The 21,387-nt window shown below is 65.0% G+C and carries 27 protein-coding genes and 1 riboswitch; of the genes, 17 read left to right on the plus strand and 10 right to left on the minus strand.

Features of this window, described 5'->3' with window-relative positions; genetic code table 11:
- Positions 1–67: 67 nt before the first annotated feature.
- A riboswitch (FMN riboswitch) is annotated at positions 68–214 on the plus strand.
- Between the two features lie 104 nt (positions 215–318).
- Genes pnuC through ribH form a run of 6 tightly spaced genes read left to right on the plus strand, consistent with a single transcriptional unit; the run spans position 319 to position 4,496 of the window.
- Complete coding sequence (pnuC, locus tag ACWGQ2_RS06865) at positions 319–1,002, plus strand: nicotinamide riboside transporter PnuC (protein ID WP_452015615.1); 684 nt, start codon at positions 319–321, stop codon at positions 1,000–1,002.
- A 2-nt stretch (positions 1,003–1,004) separates the two neighbouring features.
- Positions 1,005–2,063 (plus strand): bifunctional diaminohydroxyphosphoribosylaminopyrimidine deaminase/5-amino-6-(5-phosphoribosylamino)uracil reductase RibD, encoded by a 1,059-nt coding sequence (ribD, locus tag ACWGQ2_RS06870; protein WP_452015617.1) that lies wholly within the window; start codon positions 1,005–1,007, stop codon positions 2,061–2,063.
- 10 nt (positions 2,064–2,073) lie between these two features.
- Complete coding sequence (locus ACWGQ2_RS06875; RefSeq protein ID WP_452016068.1) at positions 2,074–2,724, plus strand: riboflavin synthase; 651 nt, start codon at positions 2,074–2,076, stop codon at positions 2,722–2,724.
- Positions 2,721–3,356 (plus strand): 3,4-dihydroxy-2-butanone-4-phosphate synthase, encoded by a 636-nt coding sequence (ribB, locus tag ACWGQ2_RS06880; RefSeq protein ID WP_452015619.1) that lies wholly within the window; start codon positions 2,721–2,723, stop codon positions 3,354–3,356. Before ACWGQ2_RS06875 ends, ribB begins: the two co-directional genes overlap by 4 nt.
- Positions 3,353–3,985: a GTP cyclohydrolase II gene (gene ribA, locus ACWGQ2_RS06885; protein ID WP_452015621.1), complete on the plus strand. Its 633-nt coding sequence runs from the start codon at positions 3,353–3,355 to the stop codon at positions 3,983–3,985. Before ribB ends, ribA begins: the two co-directional genes overlap by 4 nt.
- A 28-nt stretch (positions 3,986–4,013) precedes the next feature.
- A complete protein-coding gene (gene ribH, locus ACWGQ2_RS06890; protein WP_452015623.1) occupies positions 4,014–4,496 on the plus strand; it encodes a 6,7-dimethyl-8-ribityllumazine synthase in 483 nt (160 codons plus the stop codon).
- Between the two features lie 28 nt (positions 4,497–4,524).
- On the opposite strand, the gene ACWGQ2_RS06895 is transcribed toward ribH, so the two are convergent.
- Entirely contained in the window at positions 4,525–4,776 is a 252-nt protein-coding gene (locus ACWGQ2_RS06895; protein WP_452015625.1) for a hypothetical protein, read from the minus strand.
- Positions 4,777–5,078: 302 nt separating this feature from the next.
- Here ACWGQ2_RS06895 and ACWGQ2_RS06900 point away from each other — a divergent pair, with 302 nt between their 5' ends.
- On the plus strand, positions 5,079–6,083 hold the full coding sequence (locus ACWGQ2_RS06900) for an NAD-dependent epimerase/dehydratase family protein (protein WP_452015627.1): 1,005 nt from the start codon (positions 5,079–5,081) through the stop codon (positions 6,081–6,083).
- 12 nt (positions 6,084–6,095) lie between these two features.
- Here ACWGQ2_RS06900 and ACWGQ2_RS06905 read toward each other — a convergent pair whose 3' ends face one another.
- Positions 6,096–7,463, minus strand: coding sequence for an MFS transporter (locus tag ACWGQ2_RS06905; protein ID WP_452015629.1), 1,368 nt, complete (start codon positions 7,461–7,463; stop codon positions 6,096–6,098).
- 188 nt (positions 7,464–7,651) lie between these two features.
- Between ACWGQ2_RS06905 and ACWGQ2_RS06910 the strand changes: the two genes are divergently transcribed.
- The gene (locus ACWGQ2_RS06910) at positions 7,652–7,957 is read left to right on the plus strand and encodes an EthD family reductase (RefSeq protein WP_452015631.1); all 306 of its coding nucleotides are present in this window, start codon (positions 7,652–7,654) and stop codon (positions 7,955–7,957) included.
- Between the two features lie 35 nt (positions 7,958–7,992).
- Here ACWGQ2_RS06910 and ACWGQ2_RS06915 read toward each other — a convergent pair whose 3' ends face one another.
- Positions 7,993–8,817: an SDR family oxidoreductase gene (locus ACWGQ2_RS06915; RefSeq protein WP_452015633.1), complete on the minus strand. Its 825-nt coding sequence runs from the start codon at positions 8,815–8,817 to the stop codon at positions 7,993–7,995.
- Positions 8,818–8,911: 94 nt separating this feature from the next.
- Positions 8,912–9,721, minus strand: a complete 810-nt coding sequence (locus ACWGQ2_RS06920) for a MerR family transcriptional regulator (RefSeq protein WP_452015635.1) — start codon at positions 9,719–9,721, stop codon at positions 8,912–8,914.
- Between the two features lie 103 nt (positions 9,722–9,824).
- Here ACWGQ2_RS06920 and ACWGQ2_RS06925 point away from each other — a divergent pair, with 103 nt between their 5' ends.
- Complete coding sequence (locus tag ACWGQ2_RS06925; protein ID WP_452015637.1) at positions 9,825–11,072, plus strand: MFS transporter; 1,248 nt, start codon at positions 9,825–9,827, stop codon at positions 11,070–11,072.
- Between the two features lie 16 nt (positions 11,073–11,088).
- Here the strand turns inward: ACWGQ2_RS06925 and ACWGQ2_RS06930 are convergent, their stop codons facing one another.
- The 4 genes from ACWGQ2_RS06930 to ACWGQ2_RS06945 all read right to left on the minus strand — a co-directional run bounded on the left by ACWGQ2_RS06930 (position 11,089) and on the right by ACWGQ2_RS06945 (position 14,241).
- A complete protein-coding gene (locus ACWGQ2_RS06930; protein WP_452015639.1) occupies positions 11,089–11,634 on the minus strand; it encodes a hypothetical protein in 546 nt (181 codons plus the stop codon).
- Between the two features lie 572 nt (positions 11,635–12,206).
- On the minus strand, positions 12,207–12,812 hold the full coding sequence (locus ACWGQ2_RS06935; protein WP_452015641.1) for a DUF1349 domain-containing protein: 606 nt from the start codon (positions 12,810–12,812) through the stop codon (positions 12,207–12,209).
- 37 nt (positions 12,813–12,849) lie between these two features.
- Positions 12,850–13,272: a nuclear transport factor 2 family protein gene (locus ACWGQ2_RS06940; RefSeq protein ID WP_452015643.1), complete on the minus strand. Its 423-nt coding sequence runs from the start codon at positions 13,270–13,272 to the stop codon at positions 12,850–12,852.
- A 111-nt stretch (positions 13,273–13,383) separates the two neighbouring features.
- Positions 13,384–14,241, minus strand: coding sequence for a CPBP family glutamic-type intramembrane protease (locus tag ACWGQ2_RS06945; RefSeq protein ID WP_452015645.1), 858 nt, complete (start codon positions 14,239–14,241; stop codon positions 13,384–13,386).
- Positions 14,242–14,361: 120 nt separating this feature from the next.
- Here ACWGQ2_RS06945 and ACWGQ2_RS06950 point away from each other — a divergent pair, with 120 nt between their 5' ends.
- The 3 genes from ACWGQ2_RS06950 to hisF all read left to right on the plus strand — a co-directional run bounded on the left by ACWGQ2_RS06950 (position 14,362) and on the right by hisF (position 16,338).
- Positions 14,362–14,625 carry a phosphoribosyl-ATP diphosphatase gene (locus ACWGQ2_RS06950; RefSeq protein WP_325789804.1) on the plus strand — a complete coding sequence of 88 codons (264 nt, stop codon included), beginning with the start codon at positions 14,362–14,364 and terminating at the stop codon, positions 14,623–14,625.
- Between the two features lie 90 nt (positions 14,626–14,715).
- Positions 14,716–15,558, plus strand: a complete 843-nt coding sequence (gene hisG / locus ACWGQ2_RS06955) for an ATP phosphoribosyltransferase (RefSeq protein ID WP_452015648.1) — start codon at positions 14,716–14,718, stop codon at positions 15,556–15,558.
- Positions 15,559–15,567: 9 nt separating this feature from the next.
- Positions 15,568–16,338, plus strand: a complete 771-nt coding sequence (gene hisF, locus ACWGQ2_RS06960) for an imidazole glycerol phosphate synthase subunit HisF (RefSeq protein WP_325789802.1) — start codon at positions 15,568–15,570, stop codon at positions 16,336–16,338.
- A gap of 54 nt (positions 16,339–16,392) precedes the next feature.
- Here hisF and ACWGQ2_RS06965 read toward each other — a convergent pair whose 3' ends face one another.
- Complete coding sequence (locus ACWGQ2_RS06965; RefSeq protein ID WP_452015650.1) at positions 16,393–16,719, minus strand: hypothetical protein; 327 nt, start codon at positions 16,717–16,719, stop codon at positions 16,393–16,395.
- 41 nt (positions 16,720–16,760) lie between these two features.
- Positions 16,761–17,405 (minus strand): TIGR03085 family metal-binding protein, encoded by a 645-nt coding sequence (locus ACWGQ2_RS06970; protein WP_452015652.1) that lies wholly within the window; start codon positions 17,403–17,405, stop codon positions 16,761–16,763.
- Positions 17,406–17,495: 90 nt separating this feature from the next.
- Here ACWGQ2_RS06970 and hisI point away from each other — a divergent pair, with 90 nt between their 5' ends.
- The 5 genes from hisI (at position 17,496) to trpC (ending at position 21,332) form a co-directional block, all read left to right on the plus strand.
- The gene (hisI, locus tag ACWGQ2_RS06975) at positions 17,496–17,879 is read left to right on the plus strand and encodes a phosphoribosyl-AMP cyclohydrolase (RefSeq protein ID WP_452015654.1); all 384 of its coding nucleotides are present in this window, start codon (positions 17,496–17,498) and stop codon (positions 17,877–17,879) included.
- Between the two features lie 29 nt (positions 17,880–17,908).
- Positions 17,909–19,489 carry an anthranilate synthase component I gene (locus tag ACWGQ2_RS06980; RefSeq protein WP_452015656.1) on the plus strand — a complete coding sequence of 527 codons (1,581 nt, stop codon included), beginning with the start codon at positions 17,909–17,911 and terminating at the stop codon, positions 19,487–19,489.
- A 1-nt stretch (position 19,490) separates the two neighbouring features.
- Complete coding sequence (locus tag ACWGQ2_RS06985) at positions 19,491–20,108, plus strand: Trp biosynthesis-associated membrane protein (RefSeq protein ID WP_452015658.1); 618 nt, start codon at positions 19,491–19,493, stop codon at positions 20,106–20,108.
- Positions 20,109–20,207: 99 nt separating this feature from the next.
- Positions 20,208–20,498 (plus strand): HGxxPAAW family protein, encoded by a 291-nt coding sequence (locus ACWGQ2_RS06990; RefSeq protein ID WP_452015660.1) that lies wholly within the window; start codon positions 20,208–20,210, stop codon positions 20,496–20,498.
- On the plus strand, positions 20,499–21,332 hold the full coding sequence (gene trpC, locus ACWGQ2_RS06995; protein ID WP_452015662.1) for an indole-3-glycerol phosphate synthase TrpC: 834 nt from the start codon (positions 20,499–20,501) through the stop codon (positions 21,330–21,332).
- Positions 21,333–21,387: the final 55 nt, after the last annotated feature.

Here is a 21,387-nt window from a genome sequence, read left to right on the forward strand (position 1 = left end):
CCGCGTGTCACACACCGGGTAAAAACTTGAATCCGCGTCCTCAACCTGTGCAAGAATGTGGATACACAAACGTGCTCCGGGGTCGGTGTAATTCCGAACCGGCGGTTATAGTCCGCGACCCGCACGTCCAGCTGGGATCCCTCAGCAGGACGGACGGTTGAACCGGTGAAATTCCGGTACCGACAGTTAAAGTCTGGATGGGAGAAGCACGTACAGTTTGTTGAACCGACGCTTCGGCGTACCCGCAGGGGTACCCTCAGCGTCGATGCACCGCACTGTCGTACCCCCGGAGCCGCCGCTACGGGATAAGGAACGACATTGGATTTTTTGCGGTGGCTCTTTGACGCGCAGATCCCCGTGGGGAGCTCTTCCCTGCTGGTGCGCGAAGTACTTGGCAACATCTTCGGGCTGCTCAGCGCCCTCGGCGGCATGCGCCGGAAAATCTGGGCCTGGCCGGTGGGCATTGCCGGCAACGTCCTGCTGCTGACCGTTTTCCTCGGCTCCATCTTCGGTGATGCCAGCACCGCCAACCTGCTCGGCCAGGCCGGACGCCAGGTGATGTTCATCGCCGTCGCCATCTACGGCTGGCGCCGCTGGCAGGCCAGCAAAAGCTCCGGAGCGGACGCCGTCACTCCCCAGTGGGCCTCCGGCCGTGCACGGATAGGCCTGGTCGCCGGCATGATCCTGGGCACCGCCGCCCTCACTCCGGTGTTCGGCATGCTGGGCTCCTACGAACCGGTCTGGGCGGATGCGTGGACCTTCGTCGGATCGCTGCTGGCCACCTACGGCATGGCCAAGGGCTGGGTGGAGTTCTGGCTCATCTGGGTGGCCGTGGACATCGTCGGAGTCCCGCTGCTCTTCAGCGCCGGCTACTACGCGACGGCGTTTATGTACCTGTTCTACGGAATCTTCACCCTGATCGGTTTCTTTGTCTGGTGGCGGGCCAAAGCCAATGAGAAGCCGAAGGTGCAGGTGGCCATGCCGGACCCAACGGTGCGCTGACCATGGCCTTCTCCGACGCGGAACACACCGCCATGAAGCAGGCGCTGGCGCTGGCGCGCAGGGGCGTGCGTGGAGCGAATCCCCTGGTGGGCGCGGTCATCCTGTCTCCGTCCAGTGAGGTCCTGGCCACGGGGTGGCACCGCGGCGCCGGAACCCCGCATGCCGAAGCCGACGCGCTGGCATCCGCGGCTGAGGCCGGCATCGATGTGGGCGGGGCAACCATGGTGGTCACCCTGGAACCCTGCAACCACACCGGACGCACCGGGCCCTGCGCCCAGGCGATCCTCCGGGCCGGGATCGCACGGGTGGTTTACGCTGCCGCGGACACCAACGGCGACGCCGCCGGGGGAGCAGCAACGCTGGCCGCCGCCGGGGTGGAGGTTGAGGGCGGCCTGCTGGCGGAGGAATCCCGGGACCTGAACCACCGCTGGGCGGCTGCCGTTGCCTCCAACCGCCCGTTCGTCACGGTCAAAACCGCACAGACACTCGACGGCCGCACTGCCGCCGCGGACGGCACCAGCCAGTGGATCACCGCACCCGAGGCCCGGGCCGATGCCCAGGAGCTTCGTCTGCGGGCAGACGCCATCCTGGCGGGTACAGGAACCGTCCAGGCTGACAACCCGATGCTGACCGCCCGCAACCCGGACGGCAGCGATGCCCAAGACCAGCCGCTGCGCGTGGTCATGGGCCACACCCCGGTTCCCGACAACGCCCGCATCCGGGGGACCGACGGCAGGTTCCTCCAGCTGACCACGCATGATCCCGCCGTCGTACTGGCGGAACTGTATGCCCGCGGGGCGCGGCACCTGATGGTGGAGGGCGGCGGCACCGTAGCCGGGGCCTTCCTCCGCGCCGGCCTGGCCGATGAGCTGCTCGCCTACACGGCGCCGGCCCTGCTGGGCGCGGGCACTCCGGCCTTCGCCGGACTTGGCATCACCACCATGGCGCAGATTCAGCGGTGGCGCTGGGATTCGGCGGGGGGCGGCGCTGCCGTCCCCGTGGGCCCGGACCTGCGCCTGCACCTTGAACCGCTGCCAGAACCCACGAATGAACAACAGTAAGGACCCAAACGTGTTTACCGGCATTGTCGCTGAACAGGGCAGCGTTGTTTCCCTGAATACTGACGGCTCCGGCGCCGGAAAGGTGCTGGTCATCGACGCTCCGAGCACCTCCGCAGAGCTGGGCCTGGGCGGATCGATCGCAGTCAACGGCGTCTGCCTCACCGCCACCGCGCTGGACGGAACACGGATTTCGCTGGACGTGATGGGTGAAACCCTGGACCGCACCACCACGGGAAAGCTGGTCCCCGGCCGCAAGGTGAACCTTGAACGCTGTGTTCCCGCCGGCGGGCGGCTGGACGGCCACGTGGTGCAGGGGCACGTTGACGGGGTCGGCACTCTCCTGGAACGCGAAGACCTGGGCAGCTGGGACCGGCTCCGGTTCGGTGTGCCGGTCAGGCTGGCACGCTACATCGCGGAGAAGGGCTCGATCGCGGTCGACGGCGTTTCCCTCACCGTCACGGCGGTGAGCGCGCCGCAGGATCCCGCGCCGTGGTTCGAAGTTGGGCTGATTCCCACCACCTTGGCCGAGACCGGACTGGGCGCACTGGAACCCGGTTCGCCGGTGAACCTGGAAGTGGATGTACTGGCGAAATACGCCGAACGGCTGCTCGCGTTCGCCGCGCCTGCCAAAGCCGCAGATGAAGGGACGGTGCGCTCATGAGCATCCGGCTGGAATCAATCGAAGCGGCGGCCCGGGCCATCGCCGCGGGCGGCGCCGTCGTCGTTGTCGATGACGAGGACCGCGAAAACGAAGGCGACATCATCTTCGCAGCCCAGCACGCCACACCCGAGCTGATGGGCTTCACCGTGCGCTACACCTCAGGAGTAGTGTGCGTTCCGCTGCCCGGGGAATGGGCCGACCGGCTGGACCTGCCGCCCATGACCGCGGTGAACCAGGACGCGAAGGGCACCGCCTACACCGTGTCCTGCGACGCCGCCGCGGGCACCAGCACCGGCATCAGCGCAGCCGACCGGGCACTGACGTCCCGGGTGCTGGCCAATCCGGGCTCCGTTGCCGGGGACCTGAACCGGCCGGGACACATTTTTCCGCTGCGCGCCCACGACGGCGGAGTCCGCGCCCGCCGCGGTCACACCGAGGCGGCAGTGGAACTGGCCCGGCTGGCCGGCTGCACGCCGGTGGGCGTGATTGCCGAGCTGGTGCACGACGACGGATCCATGATGCGGCTGCCCGCGCTGCGCGAATTCGCGGACGCGCATGATCTGCCGCTGGTGTCGATCGAGGAGCTGGTTTTGTACCTGATCGCACCGGCAGTTGCAGGGGGCCGGCGGTGAACAGGGAAGAGAACGTAGTGCCGGGACCCGAGGTCCAGCTGCCGACGGCGTTCGGGAACTTCACGGCGCGGGTCTGGACGGATACCCGGACCGGCGCGGAGCATTTGAGCGTGTCCGCCCCGGGGACCGAATCTGACGGCGGAACCCCGCTGGTGCGGCTGCACTCCGAATGCCTGACCGGCGACGTATTTGCCTCCTACCGCTGCGACTGCGGGGAACAGCTGGAACAGGCGCTCGGCCTGATCAGCCTGCACGGCGGAACCGTGCTGTACCTGCGCGGCCACGAGGGCCGCGGGATTGGCCTGGCGAACAAGCTCCGCGCCTATGCGCTACAGGAGGCCGGTGCGGACACCGTGGAGGCGAACGAACAGCTTGGCCTGCCGGTTGACGCGCGGGACTACCAGGCGGCAGCGGAGATCCTGCTGCAGATGGGCACGCCGCGCGTCCGGCTGCTGACCAACAATCCCGTCAAACGGAACCGGCTGGAGGCGTACGGCGTCGAGGTGGAGGCGATGGTTCCCTCCGAAGTGCCCGTCCGGGCCGAAAATGAGCGGTATCTGCAGACCAAGCGGGACCGCATGAACCACCACCTGAACCTGCTCCGGGCCCAGCCCGTTCAGCAGAGCTAACTCTTTCTTCTACCAAAGGACATCAGACATGAGCGGACACGGCGCCCCCGAAAACGACGTCAGCAGCATCAAGGCCAAGGGCCTGGACATTCGAGTGGCCATTGTTGCCGCCAGCTGGCACACCGAAGTGATGAACGGCCTCATCGAAGGCTCGCTGCGCGCAGCCGCCGACGCCGGGCTCGGTCCCAAGCTGATCCGGGTTCCGGGCACAGTCGAGCTCTCCGTGGCTGCCGCCCGGCTGGCACCGCACTTTGACGCCGTTGTTGCCCTCGGCGTCGTCATCCGCGGCGGGACCCCGCACTTTGATTACGTGTGCTCATCGGTGACGCAGGGCCTGACCGAGGTGAGCGTGCGGACCGGCACCCCGGTCGGGTTTGGGGTGCTGACCTGTGACACCGAGGAGCAGGCCCTGGACCGTGCCGGACTTGAGGGGTCCTCAGAGGACAAGGGTTATGAGGCGTTTGCAGCTGCGGTGAACACCGTTGACGTGCTGCGCGGGGCCGGGGTTTAGGACTCCTGCCGGGCCTTCCGCCAGCGTTCTATGCTGCCTGCTGGAAACTCCATGCACGGCGAAGCAGGTCCTCCGCCAGCGGCGGATTATGCGACTTGCCCAGCGGGGCTGAATTCTGACGCATCAACGTGATTACCAGTTCGTAGACGCCGTCTAGGATGGAGGGCTCGGCAAATACGCGCCTGGCGGTTACAGCGTCTGGAATCTCGATTGTTTGAACTCCGGAGACCGCCCGGTACTTCGCGTCGAAGACCTGCAAATGGCCCAGCCGTGCCTTCATCAGTGCACGTTTTACGCCGTTTCCCTTCCCCCTGTCGACGATATTCAGATATCCCGGTCTCGAATGAACCGCTCACGAGTCTGCCCAGCCACTGCGGCAGTGCTTCGGGATCGGTGAGTCCCCACCACACCCGGTCCCGCGGAGCGTCCAGCAGCCAGGAAAGCCAGACACATTCGGCTGCGGAGTCCAGAGAGCTGTCGATGAGCGGCATGACGGGAGCCTAGCGGAACTTTAGAGGTTGAACGGTGCGTCCCTGTGTCGGTCCGGGACATTCCGCCGCCGGAACTCTAGGGTCTGGAACCATGAAAATCCTGATTCTTGGCGGAACGGCATGGCTCGGCAATACGGTGGCAAAGACGGCAGCGGCGGCAGGACATGAGGTCACCTGCCTGGCCCGTGGGACCGCAGTGCCCGACGGCGTGCGGCTAATCCGCGCCGACCGGGATGACGACGCCGGGCTGGCACCCGTGGCCGGGGAGCCGTGGGACGCGGTGGTCGACGTCGCGCGCCAGCCCATTCACGTGACCCGGGCTGTCCGCGACCTCGCGGCGGCAGGCCGCTACATCTTTGTGTCCACCGGCAACGTTTATGCCTCCCAGGCCGAGATTGGAGCCGATGAGGATGCCGAACTCCTCGCACCGCTGGAAGCGGGCGTGATGTCCGGCCCGGAGGACTACGGTCCGGCGAAGGTCGCCTGCGAGAAGGCTGTGCTGGCAGGTTTCGGGGACAACGCCGTCATCGTCCGCTCGGGCCTGATCGCCGGGCCCGGGGATGATACTGGCCGCACCACATACTGGGTCCGCCGGTTTGCCCGTCCGTCCGGGCCCTCGTCTGCCGTCCTGGTGCCGCAGACGAACCTGCTAACCTCCTGCATTGACGTCCGCGATTTGGCGGACTGGCTGATCCGGCTGGCGGAATCCGGTCCGGGCGGCATCTTCAACGCGATGGGGGACCCCGTTCCGTTTGCCGAGCATATTGCCGCCGCCCGGACGGTTGCCGGACACACTGGACCAGTCATTCAGGCCCCCGAAGAGTGGCTGGCGCAGCAGGGCATCCGTGAATGGGCGGGCGAGCGGTCACTGCCGCTGTGGCTGCGGGACCGGAACTGGTACGGAATGCACGCGCGGTCAAACAAGCGGGCTGCCGCTGCAGGCCTCAAACTGCGACCGCTGCACGACACGCTGGCGGACATTCTGGCCGAAGAGCCGCCGCTGGATCCGGAGGTATTGCTGGCGGGACTGAACGACGCCGACGAGCAGGCGCTGCTCGCACTCCTGGACAATTCTCCGAAAGATCACCGCGGCTGACCACGAGGGCACTCAGCTTGCAGGTTTCGGCGTCCGAATCCCCAGGAAGGCGATGAGTCCCGCGGCCAGGAACAGTGCCGCCGTCGCAAGGGCTGTCCGCTGGAAGCCGGGGTAGTCGAGGGAACCGCCGGAAATGCTGCCGATCAGCGCCACGGTGACCAGACCGGCCACGCGGCTGACGGCGTTGTTGACCGCTGACCCGATGCCGGCATCGGTCTCATCCAGTGCACCGAGCACCGCGGCGGTGAGCGGAGCGACCATCACGGCAAGCCCCAGGCTGAACAGCAGCAGTCCCGGCAGCAGCTGGGTGAGGAAGTTCAGCGGCGGGCTGACCGTGAGCATCAGCAGGAATCCTGCGCCCATGATGGCCGGTCCGGCGGTCATGAAGATCCGCGGCCCGTATTTGCCGGCGAGGTTTCCGAAGTAGGTTGAGAACGCCAGCATTGCCAGCGGCAGCGGCAGGGAGATCAGGCCCGCTTCGATGGCGCTGAAACCGGCAGTCTCCTGGACAAAGACGGTCAGCGCGAAGGTGCCGAGGGACAGCGCCCCATACGCCGCGGCTGTTACCAGGTTGCCGTAGCGGAAGTTGCGCGCGTGAAAGAGGCCAAGCGGCATCATCGGTGCGCTGGCCCGTGACTCGCGGAGAACGAACAATGCGAGTGCCGCCAGGCCTGCCACCAGGGGGATAAAGACTGCCGGATCGCCCCAGCCCAGCCGTTCCTGTTCGATCAGTGCGTACACCGACCCGCCCAGCCCGGTGACCGCCAGCAGCGCACCCGGGATGTCCAGCGCCGTCCGCCGTCGTGGGCTGTCCTGAAGCCCGGCCATGAGGATGAGGGTCAGCGCCACCGGCAGCACGTTCACGGCGAAAATCAGCCGCCAGCTCGCCCAGTCCACCAGCACACCGCCCAGCAGCGGACCAACGATCGCCGCGGTTCCGGTCCAGGCCGTCCACGTTCCGATCGCCCTGGCGCGTGCCGGTCCGGCATAACCTGCAGTGATCAGCGCCAGGCTGCTCGGCACCAGCAGAGCGGCGGCCATGCCCTGCAGAGCGCGGGCGAAGACCAGGACCTCCGGCGTCCAGGCGAGTGCGCACAGGACGGAGGCTGCGCCAAAACCCGCCAGCCCCCAGGCCAGCACACGAAGCCGGCCGAAGGAGTCGGACAGGGACCCGGCAAGCAGGATCAGCGCCCCAAGTGTCAGCAGATAGGCGTTAACCGTCCACTGCTGCGTGACCAGCCCGCCGCCCAGCTCCGTGCCGATTGCCGGCAGGGCCACCGTGACAATGCTGCCATCCAGGAACGCCACGAATGAGGCCAGAATCGCGACGATGAGCAGGCGGCTGCGCTTGCTTGCGGGGGCGGGAGCTGTTTCCGCCATATGATGCGCGCCTTTCAGGACAGATGGCATGTGCACCCATCATCACACCCAACTGCGCCGTGCAGCATTGCTTCGGGGAGAGTGAACCAGGAGGCTCCGGCGGAACGCGGTGGCGTCCGCGCTGTTCATGCCAGAGAATGGCACCTCACCCGCCAGCAACCGCAGACCTATCCATGGGGAGAAACACAATGTCCACCAAGATCACCTTCATCATCGACAACCCGGCAGATCCTGAAGCGTTTGAAACGGCATACAAGGGTTTCGAGGGAAGCGCGCGTGACCTTCCGCGCCTGCAGCGGTTCGAAGCAGGAAAGGTCTGGCCCAAGGAGAACGGCTCGCCCACCCCGGCATACCGGACCCTTGACCTGTACTTCGACACCTATGATGACGCTTCCGCAGCGGTGGCAACTGCCGGGGCCAGGGACTTCATGGATCAGCTGAAGGCTACCGGGACAACGTTCATGGCCCTGTTTACGGACATCGGGGACGAGTGATGCGGATTCCCCGCAGGCTCACCGAACGGCACCCGTCAGGGCACGGCCCTGAACTGGTCGGCGTGCTGGTGCGCCCACTGCGTGAAGGTTCGTGCCGGGTGTCCGGTGACTTCCTCGACGGTACGCAGAACCGTCCCGGCACCCTCGGGAGTGTTCGTGGCAAGCTGGATGCCGAACTCAACGAAGTCCTCGTCGTAGCCGTAGCTGCGGAGCCGTTCGCGCTCCGCGTCCTCACTTAGCTGCACGAAACCGATCGGCTCACCGATTGCTTCGGCGAGGAGGCTTGTTCGTTCGGCAGGGGTTAGTGCCTCTGGCCCGGTCAGCGGATAGGTTTTCCCTGCGTGCCCCTCCGTGGTGAGCGCGACGGCGGCGACGCCTGCGATGTCGGCTTCGTGTACGACGGCGCTGGGATACCCGGCCAGCATAGAGACTGTGTGCCTGGCGCGGATTTCAGGGACCAGTTCGAGTGCGTTGCCCATAAACTCGGCTGGCTGCAGGATCGTCCAGCTGATGGAGCTGGCTTTCAGCGCTTCTTCGACACCGGTGGAGGACCATCCGCCGAGGACCGTGGCCCGGCGGATCCCTGCGCGCTCTGCGAGGTGAACGATCTCCTCCCCGTTGGTGAGTTCCTCGCCGTCGTCCCCGCCGAAGGTGATCAGGTGGACGGCATCCATTTCCGCGAACGCCGCTTCCAGGCTTGCAGTGTCGGTGAGGTCGCCCGCCACTGCGTCGGCTCCCGTCGGCAGCACTGCCCTCGCGGGGCTGCGTGTCAGTGCACGGACGTTGTGGCCGCTGCCGAGCAGCTGGTCGATGAGGTGTCGGCCCACCTGGCCTGTGGCGCCGGTGACAAGAATGTTCATAAGGGCTGAGTCCTTTGGCTGGGGTCTGGGCTCCTAGCGTGGCAGCGATTGCGGACAACTTTGGACCGCAGGAACGCGCGCCTGGCCGCTGACCCTATGAAGCTGACAGGCGCTGCGCGGCAAGTTCCATTTCCAGCTCCATGCTGCGCAGGCGAGCAGGGGAGAAGTCGTAGGGCATTCTTCCGACCGCCTCCATGAGGCTCATGGAACCCTCCGGCTCGCGCTGGCATGCGTCAGGTGTAGCAGGCTGCAGCGCCTCCCAGGAATCGAAAAGCGCTTCGTTGCTCTCCGCCAGTCCGGACTCCTCGATGACGGTCTCCAATGCCAGTTCGAAAGCGTGGCGCTTGGCAGCCACTCGCGCCACACGGGGGTCATCGACGGCGACCGTGTCATCGAGGTCTTCCTCTGCGGCATCGACGCGGTCTGATTCCTCCCTCAGATCCGGGTGGGTGGCGAGGGCGATGAAGCGGCCGGCTTGAACTGCAGCGCCAAGTGGGCCAAAGGTGTGTTCAGAGAGGAGCAGGCTGTCCAGATCTGCCAGGCGCAGCGAACCTTCGGGCAGCTCTTTCAAACGGCTGGTGACGAAGTCGGAGAGCAAATCCAACCGGCCCTCGAAGGTGCCAATGCGCTGGCCGGGAGCATCGTCGTCGTCGGCGGTAGAGGGTGCCGTGTCTGCAAAGGAATTCCGGATGTCGTCCAGGGCGATACCTGTGCCGACCATCTTCTCGATCCAGAGCAGCCGGATGAATTCGTTGTAGCCGTACCGGGGCTCTTCACTGCCGCTTGCGGGAGAGGGGAGCAGCCCGGCCTCGAGATAGCGGCGGATGTTATCCGGCGTGGTCCTGGCGAGCGACGCAGCCTCACCGATCGAGACCGACCGGGGCGGAGAAAAGGAGAAGTGCATGGGGTAGTGCCTTCCTGGGCAGCGGGCTATCCATACACAGTAGCGCTGACATGGGACTTTCTTCGTTTCCCGTTTGAGCCTCCGGTGTGCGAAGGTTCACGTCATGGCCAACAGTGCACCACAGTCCACGACGGCGGATGGCGTGCCCCTGGGGTCTTCCTTTTGGAAGCTGTGGACTTCATCGGGGCTGTCCAACCTGGCGGACGGGGTCTTAAAGATCGCGCTTCCCTTGATGGCGATTCAGCTCACGCAGTCTCCTACGCTCGTTGCCGGACTGGCTGTCGCCGCGACGCTCCCGTGGCTTCTCTTCGCACTGACCGCAGGCGCCCTGGCAGATCGGCTGGACCGGCGGAAGCTGATGCTGTGGGCCAACTTCAGCCGCGCTATGCTGCCCGCCCTGCTGATCGCGGTGATCCTGCTTGACCTGGGGTCCATCTGGGCTCTGTACGTGGTCGCCCTGATGGTGGGGGTTGCAGAAACCCTGTACGACACCTCGGCACAGTCGATCCTGCCCCAGGTGGTGAACAGGGATCAGCTTTCGCGTGCGAACGGCCGGCTCTATGCCGTTGAGCTGACCGCCAACCAGTTCATTGGTCCTCCGCTGGGCGGGCTGCTGGTGGGTGTAGGCCTGGTGGCCGGGATGGCAGTTCCGGCGGCGCTGTGGCTGACGGCCGTCGGAGCCCTGCTTATGCTGCCCGGCAGTTTCCGGGTGGAGCGGGAACAAAAGACAACACTTCGGTTCGACATCAAGGAGGGACTGAAGTTCCTCTGGAACCAGAAAATTCTTCGCACCCTGGCGCTGATGACCGGTGTCCTCAACTTCGCGTCCAATGCCGCCTTCGCTGTCCTGGTGCTGTTCGCCGTCGGGCCGGGCTCGGAAATGGGATTGTCTGAAGCCGGGTTTGGTTTACTCCTGACGACGTCGGCAATCGGCGCTTTTATTGGGTCCTTTATGGCGGAATCAGTGGAAGCGAAACTGGGCCGCTCCAAGTCCCTGGTGCTCACCATCTTTGGCTGCGCGCTGTTCGTGGGAGCTCCGGCGCTTACCAGCAACCCCTACATCCTGGGCGCAAGCTTCTTCGTGGGAGGCATGCTGGTGGTTTTGTGGAATGTCATCACGGTCACGCTGCGCCAGCGGATCGCACCCACCAGGTTGCTGGGGCGCATCAACAGCGCCTACCGCCTGCTGGCGTGGGGAACGATGCCGCTCGGAGCGGCGGCCGGGGGAGTGCTGGCCCAATGGCTGGGGCTGCGGGCAATGTTCGCCATCATGGGGCTGCTTACCCTGGCGCTGCTTGTGATGATGCCCATCCTGAACGACAAAGCGATCGCTGCGGCGGAAGAGGCCTGATACTGCTGCAAGCCGGCTAGGGAAGTCCGGGCGCCAGAGCCTCGGTGAGCCGGTCCAGCGACTCGGGACTTGCGGCGAGCTGGACCTTGCCCTTGTCAGTCAGCAGAGTCAGGGCCAGGTATCCGTAGGCCTGCAGGTACTTGCGCTCCTTGCCCGTGATCTTGCGGCGACCGGGAAGCACCTCCAGCACCGTAAACTCGGTTGCTTGTCCCGAAGGCACCAAGTTGTCATAAACAGCAGGCTGGAAGCGGACAGACCCGGAACCGGGAGTCGCAATACCTTGGTTCCAGATGTCGTTGAGCGAACCGGGCCGGGAATCCGGGTAGCGGATATAGGCCTTGAACTGACCGTGTTCCTCGAGCCGCTGATTGGTTTTCCAGACACTCCGAATCTGTGCCAGGGCCAACAGCCAGTACACCGAGGTGTATGTGAAGGCACCGACGACGGCGTCAAACAGGTCACGTGGGCCGATGACGAAGCGGGTGGCGGCTGTAAGCACGAAGAACACCACGTAGCCGAGCGCAAGCGCCCGGTAAGGGTGCAGCCGGATCCAGTTCTTCATTCCATTATTCGGCCGTGTGACCGAGCAAGGGTGGCGGACAAGTCTGTGCCTTTGGAGGCCTTCATGCGCGCAGTCTACACAGCTGCTTCACTAAGGGAACCGCCTGTACTGTTCTGGTGTCCGGCCCGTCATTGCGGCGGAGAAGCCGGCCGCTGTGTTGTGATGGAGCATGAAAATCTGGCTGGGGGGCATCCTCGGATCAATCCTGTTGCTCGCTGGGCTGGCAGCGTCGTTCGTTGGCGTGGTTCAACCTGGTCTAACGTGCCCTGATGACGATGTTTCGGCCGGGTGCCCGGCAACTCCTTTCTATTCAGGCATGCTGGGAATTGGGCTGCTGCTGCTTTGCATCGCCAGCATCTTCTTCGTCCTCTTCGTGCGGGCCGGGCAGGCCCGGAACAGGGTGACCGGATGAGATGTTGATTCCCAATGGGCTGGAATTGGGGGCAGCCGGGACCGGATCGGCCAGCTGCTGACCGACCCGAGTCTCGACGTCGTTCCCGTCAAGAAGAAGGACAAGCTGCCGTTTTACTCATAGAACTCCGGCCAGCGCCGCTGACGCAGTGTGCACGGCGCTATCCCTGCTCAGGGTGGAGCGAGGCATCCGCATCGGTTTCGACCCATCGGGTGAAGGTGGCCGTGAATCCTGCCCGTGTGGGTGAGGCACAAAACGGGCCGGCTTCGACACTCGCCGTCTCACTCAGGGGAGCGACCCGGATGAGGCGAAAAGGTTCATCGTCAGCGCGTGCCCTGATGGTTACAGCGTCACCAGATCTGCTCAACCGCACTGTAACCTCCCGATCCTTCCACTCCGGGACAGGTGCCACCGACCAGTCCGAGACCTCCCGCGTTACGACGGCACCGACCTGCGGCGTCCCGTCGGAAATCTCCACTCCGGCCTTGATCCACACCGATTCCGAGACGTGAAGATAGATTCCCGCCTGATCGAACTGCTCCGCGTAGTCCAGGAGAAACGAGACCTCCACTGCGCCTTCCGCGCCTAACGGCGCAAGGAGGGCATGTGCACTGACATGGACAAACCCATACAAGGTGTACCGCCATGCGTCACTTTCCTCGGCCGCAGTCACCTGCAGATTAGGCCCGTCACTGACGACTCGCACCGGTGGGTTCCGCCACGTTCCCCGGGCCCAGACTGTTCGGCTTTCTTCGATTTCTGTCATCACGCTCTTCCACTTGAATTCTGAGTTGATTGCTGACTTACCGTTCGGGGACCGCACGGTCCGGTTCGTCCTCAGGGCGGCCGGCGTACCACTCATGGAACTCGGAACACCGTCCCGAGTCATCGAACCGCAGGAACCAGATGTTGTCGTAGGCCGTGGCCACTCGATCACTGTCCGGCTCATAGAAGACAGTCCGCCCATGCGCTACCACCCGATCACCTTCGACCGCGACCGGATAGTACTTGGCGTCGAAGGACCCATCTGCGAAAGCATCGCGCTCACTTATCCACTCAGCGACTATGTCCTCGCGTCCTGATGCCCGCGTCTGGAAGGGGTAGTGCCACACAGCGGTCTGCGACCAAAGATCCGCGATTGCTTGTTCGTCGTAGGTTTTCCACGCCGTCACGTAGGCATCAAGCCACTTCTGCGCCTCGTCCCGGGTGATCATCACCGTTGACATTGAGGTGTTGTGCCAATCGGGTTGATTCAGCAAGTTCGTCATTCCCAGAATGGTAGCCAGATAACCGGAAACGCTTATGGGGCTCATGCCCCGGCCGTCGCTGGTGCCCCATCAGTCCTGCCGTGCGGCATCACCGGTGCTCCGGCCGGTGAAACCAGAGGTCAGGAGACGGAAAGTACCCTGCGCGTGCCTGCGGGAATAGACCACGGCGCCAACAGCGAGAGCCACCACGGCAGCGTTCGCCGTGATGGTGCCCGCCCAGGCGGCCGGTGGGATCCCGGCGGTGAAGCTGGCCGCATTGAACATGGTGTGGAAGAGGACGCACAGGAACACCGCGTTTTGGGGTGACACAGAGAGGACCGCACCGTAGAGGAAGCGGAAAGCCATGATCTGAACAGCGAACATCCAGAAGTTAATGACACCTGATTCATGATTCGTGCCTGGGATGAAGAACAGTGGCAGATGCCAGACCAGCCAGATGGCCCCGACCACGAGGGAAGAAATGAGAAACCCCCAGCGCCGCTGGAGCTGCGGCTGCAGTGCCGTCATCCACCCTGCTTCTTCCATGCCGCCGATAATGAGGTTGCCCGGCAGGGACATGAAAAACATGAGCCAAGGGAGCGCATAGGAGGAGGGCCCGGACACAAGCAGATGAAGCAGGAAGTACAGGACGAGGGCCGAGAGGACCAAGAGGAAACCGGCCGGACGTCCTTTCGCGAAGAAAATGATCCGCAGCCATTCCCGAACACCGGATACCTTGCCGCTCCTTCGGAGGACGATGTAGGAAGCGATGGCGGGGGAGAGGATATAAATCGAGAACGGCACGTTCGCGAGGAACTCGGGGAAAGAGGTGACTACATTGTTCACCTCGTACCCGAAACGTCCGGCGATGACCAGAGCGCCTGCGAAGCCGTAGGCGATCAGGAAGGTCAGGGCCGTGAACTGCCATGCGATCCGTGAGTCCGTCACGCTGCAACGATATATCGCTCGGTTGCTGACCAGCCCTCCACACCCGCCACGGGACGCGTCCTTCGTCACACACGCGGGCCGGAATGGGGCAGACTGTGACGCAGCGCGTACCCTTATTCTGTGAAAACCTTCGAAGAGCTATTTGCCGAACTCAGTGAGAAGGCGGAGAACCGGCCAGCCGGTTCACGCACCGTCGCCGAACTGGAGTCAGGCGTTCACGGCATCGGCAAGAAGGTAGTCGAAGAAGCCGCCGAAGTCTGGATGGCCGCCGAGTACGAGTCTGATGAAGCCGCCGCCGAGGAAATCTCCCAGCTGCTCTACCACCTGCAGGTGCTGATGCTGGCCAAAGGCCTCACCCTGCAGGACATCTACAAGCATCTCTAGCCACGCGCTGCCTTTGAGCACCCCTCAAACAGTGTGTGGCCCGCCGGCAGGCCCAGCTCCCATCTGACTTCCAGCGAAAGAAACAACTTCATGCTCCGTGTAGCAGTGCCCAACAAGGGCGCACTTTCCGAATCCGCCTCCGCCATGCTCTCCGAGGCCGGATACCGCCAGCGCCGCGACAGCCGCGAACTGGTGATGGTCGATCCTGACAATGACATTGAATTCTTCTTCCTCCGTCCCCGGGACATTGCCGTCTACGTCGGCTCCGGAACGCTCGACGTCGGACTCACCGGCCGCGACCTGTTCCTGGACGCGCAGGTAGAGGCCGAGGAACTGATGAGCCTCGGGTTCGGCGCCTCAACTTTCCGGTTCGCCGGACCGGTAGGGGAGTTCGCTTCCCTCGACGAGCTCAACGGCAAGCGCGTAGCCACCAGCTACGACGGACTGCTGCGTGACTACCTCGCCGAACACGGCGTGGACGCCTCCGTCGTCCGCCTCGACGGCGCCGTCGAATCCTCCGTACGCCTGGGTGTCGCAGACGCGATCGCCGACGTCGTAGAAACCGGAACCACGCTCCGTGCCGCAGGCATGGAAATCTTCGGCGAACCCATCCTGAAGTCCGAGGCCGTGCTGATCGGCCGCAAGGGCGCCAGCCCCGCCGGACTCGATGTGCTCAAGCGCCGCCTCAAGGGCGTCCTGGTAGCGCGCCAGTACGTGATGATGGACTACGACGTCCGCAAGGAACTGGTTGAGGCAGCAGCAGCGCTCACTCCCGGCCTTGAATCCCCCACGGTCTCCCCGCTGCGGGACTCCGACTGGGTGGCCGTGCGCTCCATGATCAAGAAGTCGGACACCAACCGCATCATGGACGAGCTGTACGACTTGGGCGCCCGCGCCATCCTGGTCAGCACCATCCACGCCTGCCGGATCTAGGGGAGCGGCATGAGTGTTGCGATCCGCGTCATTCCCTGCCTGGACGTCGATGCCGGACGCGTCGTCAAGGGCATCAACTTCGAAGGCCTGCGCGACGCCGGTGACCCGGTCGAACTGGCACACCGCTACGACCGCGCCGGAGCAGATGAGCTGACGTTCCTGGACGTCACCGCGTCTTCCGGCGCACGCGAAACCGTGTTCGACGTCGTCTCCCGCACGGCCGAGGAAGTCTTCATTCCGCTAACCGTGGGCGGCGGCGTCCGCACCGTTGAGGACGTGGACAGGCTGCTGCGCTACGGCGCGGACAAGGCCTCCATCAACTCAGCCGCAGTCGCCCGGCCGGATGTGATCGATGAGATCACCCGGCACTTCGGCTCGCAGGTGCTGGTGCTTTCCGTGGACGCACGCCGCACGCACGACGGTTCAACGCCGTCGGGCTTTGAGATCACCACGCACGGAGGCCGCAAGGGCACGGGGATCGACGCCGTTGCCTGGGCGAAAGAAGCAGCCGACCGCGGCGTGGGGGAGATTCTGCTGAACTCGATCGACGCCGACGGCACCCGCGACGGATTCGATCTGGAAATGATCCGGGCCGTCCGCGCTGCCGTGAACGTGCCGCTGATCGCATCCGGCGGTGCCGGAGTGCCGGAGCACTTCCCGCCGGCAATCGAAGCCGGAGCGGATGCCGTCCTGGCCGCATCGATCTTCCACTTCGGACCGGACAATGCCATCGCGGACGTCAAGAAGGCCATTGCCGACGCAGGCTACCCCGTCCGGTAACCCGGCGTACCGATAAAAGGCGTCCCGTCCTCTTGGCGGGGCGCCTTTGCCGTATCAGGCCCCGGCGAAGAGGCTCAGCACGTACACGGTCACGGGGACAAACCACAGAGCGGCCACTGCGTTGAATGCGGTCAGCGCGCTCCGCAGCCGGCCCCGCAAAGCGAAGACCGCAAATCCCAGCCAGGCTGCACCCCACATGATGAGCATGCCGGGCCACAGGAGGAGCCACTCGCCGCCGGCTTCAGAACCGTTGAACTCGGAAATGTCCTGGTTCAATCCGGCCAGTGCGTAGACAGGATAGATCAGCAGCAAAAACACGAGATTGGCCGCCACCAGCAGGATTATCGGCAGGACGCGGGGACGCTGGTTCGGATCCTGCACGGCTTCGCCGGCAGGCGGACGGGGCGGGGAAGCGGAAATCGCTAGAGCCCGATCTCGGCGCTTTCAAGCAGCGCAACGGCGTCGGGCTGGCCTTCGAACATCACCAGGGCCTGCTGGGTGCGTCCGTGGGCGTGCAGCAGCAGCTCGCACGGTTCCCCGACGATCGCCACGGAAACGGCAGCCCGCTTGGCCACGTGCCGCGGCCCGTCCGGGCGCACCAGGACAATGCCGACGTCGACGCCGCGGTACAGCAGTGCGGCGCGCTTGAGCAGTTCGGACCAAAGTGCTTCGGAGTATTCGGAATCCAGGGCACGCGGAGCCCAGCGGTCACCGGCACGGCGGATGTCCTCGGTGTGCACAAAGTACTCCACCAGGTTGGCGCTGTTGTCCACCGACTTGATCTGCATGGGGGAGAGCAGCGGCGGTCCGGAGCGGAAGGACTTCACCAGCTTGGCGTAGCCTTCGGACGTGGACGCCTTGGCTGCGAGGGTATCCATGGCCTTAGCCGTCTTGGCGGCGAACGGCTTTACGAAAAAACCGAGTGCTGAGGCCGGCCGGTGCTCGCGCAGGTAAAGGTGCGCAGCAAGATGCCTGGTCTCCCACCCCTCGCAGAGCGTGGGCGCGTGGGGACCGGCCGCAAGCAGTGTTTCGGCCAAGACTTCACGTGAGGGTTCTACGAATTGCATCACTGCTGAAACTAGCATGGAACACCCCGCATTGCCCGCTGAACGCGGCCATTCGGCTCCGGCGCGGCCAAACGCACTAGAATCGAAGCGATGGCAACAGACACCACCCCCCAGACCCCCCGCCCGGACTCCGCACTGGACCCTGCCGTGGCTGAACTGCTCAAGCGCGACGACGCCGGGTTGGTTGCAGCGGTAATCCAGCAGCATGACACCGGCGAGGTGCTGATGCTCGGCTGGATGGACGACGAAGCACTACACCGCACACTGACCAGCGGCCGTGTGACCTTCTGGTCCCGCTCCCGGCAGGAGTACTGGCGCAAGGGCGACACGTCCGGCCACGTGCAGTATGTGAAGTCCGTGGCAGTGGACTGCGACGGCGACGCGCTGCTTGTGCGCGTGGACCAGGTGGGCGCTGCCTGCCACACAGGCACCAGGACCTGCTTCGAAGGCCGCGGCCTTCCGGTCTCCGCTTAAACCTCCCTTCCAAACCGAAAGCCCAATACATGCAGGATCTAGGTGTTATCTCTCCCTCCCTGGAGGAATTCCGGGCGCTGGCTGCTGACCGGCGCGTGGTCCCGGTCCGCCTGAAGGTGCTTGCCGATGCGCACACGCCCATCGGCATCTACCGGAAGCTCACCAATGGTGAACCCGGTACCTTCCTTATGGAGTCCGCCGCATCCGGCGGAGTCTGGTCCCGCTACTCCTTTATTGGGGCCCGTTCCCGCGCCACGCTGACCACCCGCGACGGCGATGCGTTCTGGCTGGGCGAGCCGCCGGCCGGTGTGCCCGTGGACGGCAATCCCGTGGAAGCGATGGCTGCAACGCTGCAGCTGCTGGCCACGGACCGCTTCGAAGGCCTGCCGCCGTTCACCTCCGGGCTGGTCGGCTTTGTGGGCTGGGAATCCGTGCGGCACTGGGAGAAGCTCCCGTCCCCGCCGGTGGATGACCTGGACCTGCCGGAAATTGCCATGAACCTGGTCTCGGATATGGCGATTCATGACAACTCGGACGGCACCGTGCTGCTGGTGGCCAACGCCATCAATTTCGACGGCTCCGACGAGCGGGTGGATGATGCGTGGCTGGACGCCGTGGCCCGGCTGCACAGCATGCTGGACCGCCTCGCCGCGCAGTCGCCGCAGCCCGTTACAGTGCTCGACGGCGGCACGGTGGACGTCGCGTCCCTCACCTCCGGGGTCAAGGAATCCTGGCCGAAGCCCGACTACCTGCGCGCGGTGGAACGGGGCAAGGAAGCCATCGTGGACGGCGAGGTCTTCCAGGTGGTCATTTCCCGCCGGTTCGAGATGGACTGCCGGGCGGAGGCACTGGATGTGTACCGCGTGCTGCGCAACACCAACCCCAGCCCGTACATGTACCTGTTCAACTTCGAGGACGCCCGGGGCAACCCGTTTGCCGTCGTCGGCTCCTCACCTGAAGCGCTGGTCACCGTGACCGGCAGCGAAGTCATCACGCACCCGATCGCCGGTTCCCGGCCGCGCGGAAAAACCCAGGAACTGGACCGCGCGCTGGCCGAGGAACTGCTGGCCGATGAGAAGGAACGCGCCGAGCACCTGATGCTCGTGGACCTGGCCCGCAACGACCTCTCCAAGGTCTGCCGGCCCGGAAGTGTGGACGTTACCCAGTTCATGGAGGTGGAGCGGTTCAGCCACATCATGCACCTGGTCTCCACCGTGGTGGGGGAGCTCGCGCCGCAGAATTCCGCCTACGACGTCCTCTCCGCCACCTTCCCGGCAGGCACGCTTTCGGGGGCCCCGAAACCGCGTGCCCTCAGCCTGCTCGATGAACTTGAACCGCACCGGCGCGGCATCTACGGCGGCGTCGTGGGCTACCTGGACTTCGCCGGAGACATGGACATGGCAATCGCCATCCGCTCTGCGCTCCTGCGGGACGGCAAGGCCTACGTGCAGGCCGGCGGCGGAATCGTCGCAGACTCGGACCTCGAAGCCGAAGCCCAGGAGACGGTGAACAAGGCCGCAGCACCGCTGCGCGCCGCACTGATCGCCGGGGGACTGGAACCGGTGACCCCGGCCGTCGCCAGGCAGATCTTCAACAGACAGGACAAATAAAGTGAGCACCAAACCGGCCGCCGCCCCGCGCTGGCGGCGCAAGTCCACGGTGGTTCTGGGAACTGTCCTGCTGGGCGCCGCGGCGTTCGGCACCACCACCCAGACGTGGCTTGACGTGGTCCTTCCGCAGGCCGCCGTGGAAACCCCTGACATCGCCGTAGCCGGCAGCGAGGCTGCTACCGCGGTGACAGCGTTCGCCGTCGTCGCTCTTGCCGCAGCCCTGGCTGCGTCCATCGCCGGGAAGGTGGCACGCTGGATCGTCGCCGTTGTCCTGCTGGTGGCCGGCATCGGAATCACCGCGGCCAGCGTGTCAGTCATTGCCGATCCGGCCCAGGGTGCAGCCGGTGCCGTCGGCAAGGCAATCGGCGTCAGCGGCAGTGCCGGAGCGGACATCACCCTCACCGCCGTGCCCTACCTCGCCGCCGTCCTGGGCGTACTGATCGCCGCCGCGGCGGTGTGGCTGGCAGCTGCCTCCCGCAGCTGGGCAGTCTCCCGCCGCTACGCCGCCCAGCCGGCCACCGGCGCTGCCGTCAAGGAGAAGTCCACGCAGCCGCCGATCGATGAGATTGACAGCTGGGACCGCCTGACCAAGGGCGAGGACCCCACCAACTTCCGCTAAGCGGATCCTGGGCCGCGCAGCACGCGGCGCAACAAGTACGAGAGTTTCTGCCAGCTAATGGCAGAATGGATGCCAGACCCGTTTACGAGGAGATTTACCATGAGCACAAACGCCCTTGACCAGCAGGACACCAAGCCCGAGAACGACGCCGAGGCACACGCCAGCATCCATGACGAGACCATCGGCCACGGCAACACCCCCGCCGCCTGGACCTGCGTACTGATCATGATGGCTGGTGCCCTGGTTTCCAGCATTGGCTTCGTCATTGCCAGCTGGCTCTGGTTCAACATCGGCCTCGGCGTGATGGTTCTCGGCCTGATCGTAGGCTTCATCATGCGCAAGGCCGGATACGGCGTCGGCGGTTCGAAGCTGTCCAGCAACGGTCACTAAGTGAGCGTTCTCGACGACATCATTGCCGGCGTCCGCGAGGACATGGCACAGCGGCAGCAGGAGCAGCCGCTGGAAAAGGTGCAGGAGCGCGCCGCCCAGGCCGCTCCTGCACTTGATGCCTTTGCCGCACTCGGCGGCAATGACAGCCCCCGCGCCGCGCTTCGCGTGATCTCAGAGGTTAAGCGGTCCAGCCCCTCCAAGGGTGCGCTGGCCGAGATCGCGGATCCCGCCGACCTCGCCCGCCGCTATGAGCAGGGCGGAGCATCCGTCATCAGTGTCCTCACTGAGGCACGCCGCTTCAACGGCTCACTCGCGGACCTCGACGCCGTCCGCGCCGCCGTGAGCATTCCGGTGCTGCGCAAGGATTTCACCGTGGATCCCTACCAGATCTGGGAAGCACGGGCACACGGAGCTGACCTGGTGCTGCTGATCGTGGCTGCCCTGGATGATGAGGAACTGCGTTCATTCCTGGACCTGACCCATGAACTGGGCATGAACGCCCTGGTTGAGGCGCACACCGCTGAAGAGATCCAGCGGGCCGGCGCAGCCGGAGCACGGATCATCGGCGTGAACGTCCGCAACCTGAAGACTCTCGACGTTGACCGTTCCGTCTTCGCCGCGCTTTCCGAATCCATTCCCGCAGGCGCGGTTGTGGTGGCGGAATCCGGTGTCCGTGACACGGCCGACGTCGCGCACTACGCAGCTCACGGCGCCAATGCGGTGCTCGTGGGCGAAGCGCTCGTAAAGCACAATGACCCTGCAGCCACCATTGCGGAGTTCATGGAAATCGGAGCCGGGGCCATCGCCAGCCGGCTGCAGGCCAGCGGACGCTGAGGACTTACTTTCGACACACCTTCCGTAAACCGCCCTCAGCGGCCCGCGGACCAGA

Source organism: Arthrobacter sp. NPDC055585 (assembly GCF_053619115.1).

Coding starts and splice junctions, on each gene's coding strand:
- ribD (WP_452015617.1), top strand. CDS start 1,005: ATGGCCTTCTCCGACGCGGAACACACCGCCATGAAGCAGGCGCTGGCG.
- ribB (WP_452015619.1), top strand. CDS start 2,721: ATGAGCATCCGGCTGGAATCAATCGAAGCGGCGGCCCGGGCCATCGCC.
- ribH (WP_452015623.1), top strand. CDS start 4,014: ATGAGCGGACACGGCGCCCCCGAAAACGACGTCAGCAGCATCAAGGCC.
- ACWGQ2_RS06895 (WP_452015625.1), bottom strand. CDS start 4,776: ATGAAGGCACGGCTGGGCCATTTGCAGGTCTTCGACGCGAAGTACCGG.
- ACWGQ2_RS06900 (WP_452015627.1), top strand. CDS start 5,079: ATGAAAATCCTGATTCTTGGCGGAACGGCATGGCTCGGCAATACGGTG.
- ACWGQ2_RS06905 (WP_452015629.1), bottom strand. CDS start 7,463: ATGGCGGAAACAGCTCCCGCCCCCGCAAGCAAGCGCAGCCGCCTGCTC.
- ACWGQ2_RS06910 (WP_452015631.1), top strand. CDS start 7,652: ATGTCCACCAAGATCACCTTCATCATCGACAACCCGGCAGATCCTGAA.
- ACWGQ2_RS06915 (WP_452015633.1), bottom strand. CDS start 8,817: ATGAACATTCTTGTCACCGGCGCCACAGGCCAGGTGGGCCGACACCTC.
- ACWGQ2_RS06920 (WP_452015635.1), bottom strand. CDS start 9,721: ATGCACTTCTCCTTTTCTCCGCCCCGGTCGGTCTCGATCGGTGAGGCT.
- ACWGQ2_RS06925 (WP_452015637.1), top strand. CDS start 9,825: ATGGCCAACAGTGCACCACAGTCCACGACGGCGGATGGCGTGCCCCTG.
- ACWGQ2_RS06930 (WP_452015639.1), bottom strand. CDS start 11,634: ATGAAGAACTGGATCCGGCTGCACCCTTACCGGGCGCTTGCGCTCGGC.
- ACWGQ2_RS06935 (WP_452015641.1), bottom strand. CDS start 12,812: ATGACAGAAATCGAAGAAAGCCGAACAGTCTGGGCCCGGGGAACGTGG.
- ACWGQ2_RS06940 (WP_452015643.1), bottom strand. CDS start 13,272: ATGTCAACGGTGATGATCACCCGGGACGAGGCGCAGAAGTGGCTTGAT.
- hisG (WP_452015648.1), top strand. CDS start 14,716: ATGCTCCGTGTAGCAGTGCCCAACAAGGGCGCACTTTCCGAATCCGCC.
- hisF (WP_325789802.1), top strand. CDS start 15,568: ATGAGTGTTGCGATCCGCGTCATTCCCTGCCTGGACGTCGATGCCGGA.
- ACWGQ2_RS06970 (WP_452015652.1), bottom strand. CDS start 17,405: ATGCAATTCGTAGAACCCTCACGTGAAGTCTTGGCCGAAACACTGCTT.
- hisI (WP_452015654.1), top strand. CDS start 17,496: ATGGCAACAGACACCACCCCCCAGACCCCCCGCCCGGACTCCGCACTG.
- ACWGQ2_RS06980 (WP_452015656.1), top strand. CDS start 17,909: ATGCAGGATCTAGGTGTTATCTCTCCCTCCCTGGAGGAATTCCGGGCG.
- ACWGQ2_RS06990 (WP_452015660.1), top strand. CDS start 20,208: ATGAGCACAAACGCCCTTGACCAGCAGGACACCAAGCCCGAGAACGAC.